The organism is Aliiroseovarius crassostreae (assembly GCF_001307765.1).
Classification (GTDB): Bacteria; Pseudomonadota; Alphaproteobacteria; order Rhodobacterales; family Rhodobacteraceae; genus Aliiroseovarius; species Aliiroseovarius crassostreae.
The window spans coordinates 87,138-94,398 of record NZ_LKBA01000009.1; the positions used below are offsets into that span (position 1 = coordinate 87,138).

6 protein-coding genes and 1 pseudogene are annotated in these 7,261 nt (G+C 55.7%); 2 read left to right on the forward strand and 5 right to left on the reverse strand.

Going from position 1 to position 7,261, the window contains the following annotated elements; genetic code table 11:
- Positions 1 to 8: 8 nt before the first annotated feature.
- From AKJ29_RS11730 to AKJ29_RS11745, 4 genes are all read right to left on the reverse strand, one after another.
- A complete protein-coding gene (locus tag AKJ29_RS11730) occupies positions 9 to 2,321 on the reverse strand; it encodes a heavy metal translocating P-type ATPase (protein WP_055191093.1) in 2,313 nt (770 codons plus the stop codon).
- Positions 2,322 to 2,498: 177 nt separating this feature from the next.
- Positions 2,499 to 3,185, reverse strand: coding sequence for a TVP38/TMEM64 family protein (locus tag AKJ29_RS11735; RefSeq protein WP_055191095.1), 687 nt, complete (start codon positions 3,183 to 3,185; stop codon positions 2,499 to 2,501).
- A 262-nt stretch (positions 3,186 to 3,447) separates the two neighbouring features.
- Positions 3,448 to 3,834 carry a DUF302 domain-containing protein gene (locus AKJ29_RS11740; protein WP_055191097.1) on the reverse strand — a complete coding sequence of 129 codons (387 nt, stop codon included), beginning with the start codon at positions 3,832 to 3,834 and terminating at the stop codon, positions 3,448 to 3,450.
- 68 nt (positions 3,835 to 3,902) lie between these two features.
- A complete protein-coding gene (locus tag AKJ29_RS11745; RefSeq protein ID WP_082392585.1) occupies positions 3,903 to 4,433 on the reverse strand; it encodes an EF-hand domain-containing protein in 531 nt (176 codons plus the stop codon).
- A 171-nt stretch (positions 4,434 to 4,604) separates the two neighbouring features.
- On the opposite strand from AKJ29_RS11745, the gene AKJ29_RS11750 reads away from it, so the two are divergent.
- Positions 4,605 to 5,327, forward strand: coding sequence for a response regulator (locus AKJ29_RS11750; RefSeq protein WP_055191099.1), 723 nt, complete (start codon positions 4,605 to 4,607; stop codon positions 5,325 to 5,327).
- Entirely contained in the window at positions 5,327 to 6,724 is a 1,398-nt protein-coding gene (locus tag AKJ29_RS11755) for an ATP-binding protein (protein WP_055191128.1), read from the forward strand. Before AKJ29_RS11750 ends, AKJ29_RS11755 begins: the two co-directional genes overlap by 1 nt.
- A 228-nt stretch (positions 6,725 to 6,952) precedes the next feature.
- Here the strand turns inward: AKJ29_RS11755 and AKJ29_RS19340 are convergent.
- Positions 6,953 to 7,045: pseudogene (locus AKJ29_RS19340) on the reverse strand (IS6 family transposase); the annotation flags it as partial.
- Positions 7,046 to 7,261: the final 216 nt, after the last annotated feature.

The following is a 7,261-nucleotide window of genomic DNA, read 5'->3' on the forward strand; positions in this document are numbered from 1 at the left end:
AACCGGGATCAAAGGCGCACACGCCGCAGACGCAACGCATTCGAGATGACCGAGACGGATGACAGGCTCATTGCCGCGGCGGCAATCATTGGTGACAACAAAAGACCAAAGACAGGGTAGAGAATTCCGGCGGCGACGGGAACACCGGCGGCGTTGTAGGCAAAGGCAAAAAACAGGTTCTGTTTGATGTTGCGCAACGTCGCCTTTGCCAATTTGCGTGCCCGGACAATCCCGACCAAGTCACCGCGCAGAAGCGTGATCCCTGCGCTTTCGACAGCCACATCCGCCCCGGTTCCCATGGCTATGCCAACATCTGCAGCAGCGAGGGCAGGGGCGTCGTTAACCCCGTCGCCTGCCATGGCAATATACGCTCCGTTACGGCGCAGCTCCTCGACCAAGGCTTTTTTGTCCTCGGGCAGAACGCCCGCGTGGACGTCGTCGATGCCCAATTTCCCGGCAACGGCTTCTGCGGTCCGCTGGTTGTCGCCCGTGGCCATGATGACGCGCAGGCCGAGCGCGTGCAGCTCGCGGATGGCGCCTTGTGTCGTCTCCTTGATCGGATCGGCCACGGCAACGATTCCAGAGAGCGCGCCATTTACCGATATATACATTGCTGTTTTCCCGTCGCTGCGCAGAGCGTCGGCAGTTTCATCCGCTGATGCCGTGTCCAGGCCCAATTGCTGCATCATGGCGGAATTGCCGAGCGAGACCGTGCGGCCATCGACAACGCCCTGAACGCCCTTGCCGGTGATGGCCATGAATTGCTCAGACTGCGACAGGGTTATACCCCACTCCCGCGCACCCTCGACAATAGCTTCGGCCAGCGGGTGTTCTGATCCGCGCTCAAGCGCTGCGGCAAGCGCCAGGATCTCTGTCTCATCCTGGTCCCCGAACGCGATCACATCGGTGAGCTTCGGTTTCCCCAGGGTCAATGTGCCGGTTTTGTCCACGATCACGGTGTCAACACGCGCCATGCGTTCGAGTGCCTCTGCGTCTTTGATGAGAACACCAGCCTGGGCTCCTCGTCCTGCTGCAGTCGTGATCGAAATCGGTGTTGCCAGTCCAAGGGCACACGGGCAGGCGATGATCAGCACCGAAACGGAAGCGGCAATCGCAAAGACCAGTGCCGGGCTTGGACCAAATGCCAACCAGAACAGGAATGCGGCAATCGCAATGATTACGACGGTGGGCACGAAAATCGAAGAAACCTTGTCGGCAAGACCTTGAATTGGAGCCCGAGAACGACGCGCACCGGCAACCATGTCAACGATCTGGGACAGAACGGTGTCCGCACCGACCTGGGTTGCCCGGATCGCAATCGTGCCGTTCTTGTTGATGGTGCCGCCCGTGACACGATCGTTCTTAGTCTTTTCAATTGGGACCGGCTCACCGGTGAGCATGCTCTCGTCGACCGAGGTCCGGCCGTCTACAACCTCACCATCGACAGGGATACTGTCGCCTGGCCGGACGCGGAGCAGATCACCTTCGATGATGTTTTCAAGCGGAGCATCATATTCCGTTTCATCGGGCAGGATCCGTCGGGCAGTTTTTGGCGCCAGATTGAGAAGGGCGCGAATGGCATCGCCCGTTTGTTCCCGCGCCCGCAACTCCAGCACCTGTCCTACAAAAACCAGTGCGACGATTACCACGGCGGCTTCGAAGTAGGTGCCCACCGCTTCGCCGGCACGGTATTGCTCGGGAAAGAGATCAGGAAGAAACGCTGCGAAGAGCGAGTAGATATAGGCAGCCCCCACCCCGAGCGAGATCAGCGTCCACATGTTGGGCGACATGTTCCTGATCGAATCCCAACCGCGCCGGAAGAAGGGCTGCGCGGCCCAGATTATGATTGGCGTTGCCAGGAGGAACTCCACATAGGTTGAAACCCGGAGCCCGATCCAGTCCCGCACCGGCAGGCCGATCAATTCGCCCATTGTCAGAATGACCAAGGGGATCGCAGCCGCAGCGCTGATCCACATGCGCCGGGAAAAATCGGTGAGTTCCTCGCTCGGTTCGTCTGAAGGCAACATTGGCTCCAGCGCCATGCCGCAGATCGGGCACGCACCAGCTTCGTCGCGGATGATTTCGGGGTGCATCGGGCAGGTCCATTGCGTGCCCAATTGGGTTTTCTGGGCAGATTTTTGGGCGTTTCCCGTGGCATAGAACCAGGGATCACCCGCGAACTTGGCCTGACAGCCATCCGAGCAGAAGAAGAAGTCCTGACCGTCATAGCTAACTGTTCTTACATCGCTCGACTGCGTGACTTCCATTCCGCAAACGGGGTCAGTCGCGGTTTTAACGCCAGGAGGCTTGCTGCCGGACATATGATCATTTCCCGGGTGATGGTGTGTATGGTTGGGCATAGTTGTCTCCTGTCTATATAGAAAACCTAGGGCTTCCAGCCACGGGAAGGTCAAGGCTCAGATCAAAAGAGAAATGTATCATTTTGTATCATGGGTAACCCCCCGTTTTGCGGTTGGTTTCAGGAGCCTAAATTTCCGCTAAGAACTGAGGGAGTGACCGTGTCTTCTGCGTCTGAGAGCGATAACCAATAGTGGTATTGCGGTAAGCAAACCGAGCCCGAGCGCCAGCCATTCAGCTAAACCGAAATCGCCGGACATCGCTTCACTGCCAAAATGGGCCAGCACAAAACTTGCTGGAATTATCCCGGCGAGTGTTGCGAGCAAAAAGCGCCACAGCTGAATACCACTGAGCCCGGCAGCGTAGCTCATGGCATCGAAAGAAATGAACGGAAGCAGGCGGCTCGTGAAGATGATAATTGTCAGGGCATTCTGAGAACCTAAAAGTCCATGATCAAGCTTGCTACCAAAGAGCGTCGACAATGAATCCCTTCCGAGGTAGCGCGCGATCAGAAAGGCGATCATCGCACCCAGCTCTGAACCTATCGCGACATAAATGGCTCCGGCGTAATGACCGTAGGCGGCACCGGCGGCCAATGCTATGGGCGCACTTGGAATCGGGCTTGCGACCACTGCCACGGTCATCAGAAGAACTATGATAACCGGGCCCTTATAGCCTGCGTTTGAGACGAGTTGATCAATGGCTTCGCGATCAAACCGACTGATCTGTTCTGGCGCCCATGTTAGGAAAAGGGCTCCAAACGCAACAAGGGCCAGTAAAGGCAGGATGGGTCGAATTCGCTTGATCAACGCGCGGTCCGGATACATGATTTACTTTCGCAGTTTAAAGTGTTTCGCCTTATTATTGTGACACAATAATGAGGCGAGACGCTCGAAACCTACTGATGTTGCGGGCGTTTTGAGATTAACTTGTGTCTCAAGTTAATCTCAAAACGCTTTAATATTTTGTCGCCTCGCGTTTCAATACGGAGGAGAGCGGCTCTCCTGCGCGCTGAGCGGGATTGGCAACCGCCTTCACGAGGATCTGTAGGTGATCAACACTCATTGCCACAGGTCTTCAACTAATCAGCTATGCCTGATCGACCGCTTCAATCAGCATTTCGCGCACCGTTTCCGCCACTGCTTGAAGATTACGGTTTTGGACTGCAGCCATAGATGCAACGGGATCAACTGCGCTGATTTCGGTTCCACCTTCAAGGCTTCGCAGGACCACGTTGCAAGGAAGCATGGCTCCGATCCGCGCCTCACTGTCCAGGGCCTGATACGCCATGTTCGGATTGCATGCGCCGAGAATACGATAGCCATCCATATCCATGTCGATTTTCGCTTTCATGGTTTCCTGCACGTCGATCTCAGTCAGGATACCAAAGCCTTTCTCCTGCAACGATTTACGGATGCGCATATCCGCGTCGTCAATGTGAACGCCGGCCAACAGGCGATCGTAAGTGTAGCTCATTTCGTTACTCCAAATAGAAAACTGCCCCGATCGAGTGTTCTCGATCGGGGCAGTTGTGTGAGCGCGGATCAGTTTCCGTCATTGCTCATGTTGGTGTCACCCATCATAGTGCCAGGCTTCATTCCATCATGCATCATGTTTCCAGGCTTCATCCTGTCGGCTGGAGCTGTCATTTCCTCTGCGGTCACCTTGCCATTGCCGTCGGCATCAAGGTGCTGAAAGCGGTCGACCATGGAGTTACGGATCATGGAACTGTGCAGCATTTCGAATTCTTCGATCGACAGCGTACCATCTTTGTCAGCATCAAAGCTCGAATGCATCGCCTGAAGTTGCTCGCGCATCTTTTCAGGTGAGGCCGTGCCATCACCCATCATCATGCCCATCACGTTCTGGTCCATCATGCCCATACCGCTGCCGCCCATCATTCCGGCATGCATCTGCATCATCTTCATCATGTCATGCCCGCCACCATTCATGGCCATGCCTGTCCCTGCCTTCGGCGCGTTGTCGCCATGGCCATGATTTGTATCGGCAAGCGCAATACCGACCGAGGCAGTCGAAAGAACGACGGTGGCGGCAAGAAGGGAGATTTTTTTCATTGTTTCCTCACGGGGTTGGTTTCGGTCACTATTACTTCGGTATGAAAATCCGATTTTGAATGATCTACACGGAGTGTTTTGTAATGGTCTGTCGCAAGACCCGTGAGCTGATACAATTGGTGACAAAAATGGCCCTGACCTATCGAAACGGCACTGATTAAAAGGAAAAACATGTCCGAGGTACCGCATATCCTGGTGGTCGATGACCACAAAGAAATACGAGAAAGCGTATCGCGCTTTCTGGAAAAGAACGGCCTGCGGGCGACAGCCGCCAAAGACGCACATGACATGGACGCCAAACTGGCCCTGGGGCACTATGATCTCATTGTGCTGGACGTCATGATGCCAGGAGAAAGCGGGCTTTCTGTCTGCCAACGGCTTTCTGCGGATCGTAAGCTGCCAATTATCTTGTTGACGGCGCTTGGTGAAGAAACCGACCGGATCGTAGGGCTCGAGATAGGCGCTGATGATTATGTGAGCAAACCGTTCAATCCCCGCGAATTGCTCGCCCGTATAAAAGCTGTGCTGCGCCGGTCCGAACGATCGGAAATCCATGCAGGTAAATTCGCGGGTAAAAAGATCCGCTTCGCACATCTGATACTTGATACCGACAGGCACATCTTGATCGACGAGGCTGGTGAAGAAACGCCTCTGACCACTGCGGATTTCAAACTGCTGACGGTTCTTCTCGAAAGGGCCCGCTTGGTTATGAGCCGCGACCAGTTGCTGGATCTGACCGCAGGCCGTTCAGCCGGGCCGCTGGATCGAACAATCGACAACCAGATCAGTAGGCTGCGTCGGAAAATTGAACGGGATGTGCTGCGCCCGAAGATCATTACAACCGTGCGAAACGGCGGGTATTGTCTGGCAGCAGATGCCGAGGTGCTCAAATGATGCGGTGGCGGGCCAACACATTGCGCGTTCAATTGGTCCTGTTGGTTGTTGCGGCCTTGGCTGCTGCACAGATTATCAGCCTGTGGCTCTTTGTTGATGAAAGAAGCCTCGCGATCCGGGCCGCATTCGGGTTTGAAGCCGCTGGCCGAGCAGCGAACGTCGCGCGGCTGATCGAAGAAGCCCCGCCAAACCTGCACGCCTCGATCCTGCGCGCGGCCAATTCCCCCCTGGTGCGTTTCGATATGTCGGACACGCCAAGCGTAAATGATACCGATCATACGGAAAGTGGCCTGGTGGAGGATCGCATCCGCGCCCTTTTAAATGACACCTACAGCCGCGACATCCGTGTTGAACTTCACGAAATTGAGGGGCAGATCCTACCTTTGCCACATTTGGCGCCAGAAATGGCAGAAATGCATGTTGCCATGATGAATGGCGAACTCTCAGCGGTCGAAATGAACCTGTCAATCTCGATCACAGGTGGCCAATGGCTGAATGTTGGTACGAGATTCGAACGCCCTCCGCTTCAATGGCCATTGTTTTCGACACTTACGTTTGCCCTGACAGCTGCGGTCCTGCTAATCGTCACCTTCTGGTTTCTTCTCTCGCGTCTGACCGGGCCACTGCAAAGGTTAGTAAAAGCGGTGGACGATCTTGGTCGAGGCGAAGACGTAGCAGATCTGCCGATGTCCGGGCCGAAGGAGGTGCGCGACCTTACAGCGGCGTTCAACCGAATGCAGGATCGCCTGACGCGTTTCGTGGCCGACCGGACCCGGCTGCTGGCAGCTCTGGGACATGATCTGCGTTCGCCGCTGACAGCACTGCGTGTGCGAGCTGAATTGGTGGATGAACCGGAAACGCGCGACAGCTTGGTGACGTCGATTGAAGAGATGCAGACAATGGTCGAGGCCACACTTACTTTCGCTCGTGGATTGGGCGGATCGGAAGCCGCCTATGAGGTCGATGTCAACGAATTTCTTTCTTCACTGCGAATTGATATGGTTGAGGAATTTGATCTGACTACAGGCCAGGCGATACAGGCGCGCATTCGTCCCAGCGCATTCCGCCGCGCCTTGCGAAACGTCATTGAAAATGCAGTTCGTTATGGACGCAAAGCCCGCGTAAGCTATTCGGTTCGCAACAGCGACCTGCTGATTTTCGTTGACGATGAAGGCTCAGGCATTCCCGCGGCCGAACTGGAGCGTGTGTTTGACCCCTTTTATCGGCTTGAGGAATCCAGGTCTCTTGAAACAGGAGGTCATGGCCTTGGGCTTGCAATCGCGCGCACCATTGTTCGGGCGCATGGCGGCGATATTTCACTGGCAAACCGGGAAGAAGGCGGGGTGCGCGCGACAGTTACCATCCCGCTGGCCGGTGCTGACGATCAAGAAGAATGAAGAGATGCGACTTTTGGCCGGAGTACCTGCATTGGCACCGACATTCGTGGCATGGCTCTTTTGCAAACTTTTCGGCAGGCCACAATCGCCCTTCTGAGAGGCACAATTATGCTGCGCGCTGCTGTTCAAGCCACGCCATTGTCTCTGGCATGACACATGGCCCAACACCAAAGGCACGTTCGATCATGCGCTTTTCGCTGATGGGGGCGCGGGTCAGATTGAACATGCGGCCTTTTCTGTGTTGATCTTACTGGGTTTTTTCCAGTCCTTGCAGCCCTTTATGGCCTTGCCCAGAAAGCGTTTTGCCGCCTTGGCGTCGCGCTGGCGCTGACTGATCGGCCGTGATCGCCGTGAACGGTAGCCACGATCGGTTACTCCAGGCAGGCCGCAGAGCTGGCGCTGGCTGAGTGTACCGTCGTACTGGTCGATGAATGCGACCCTCACGTCTTTTGCCTCGCGAAAAGGCCGTGGCCTTTTTTAGCACGCCCCTCTCCTCCTTCAGGATGCGGTTCTCCCGTCGAAGCCGTTCATTCTCCC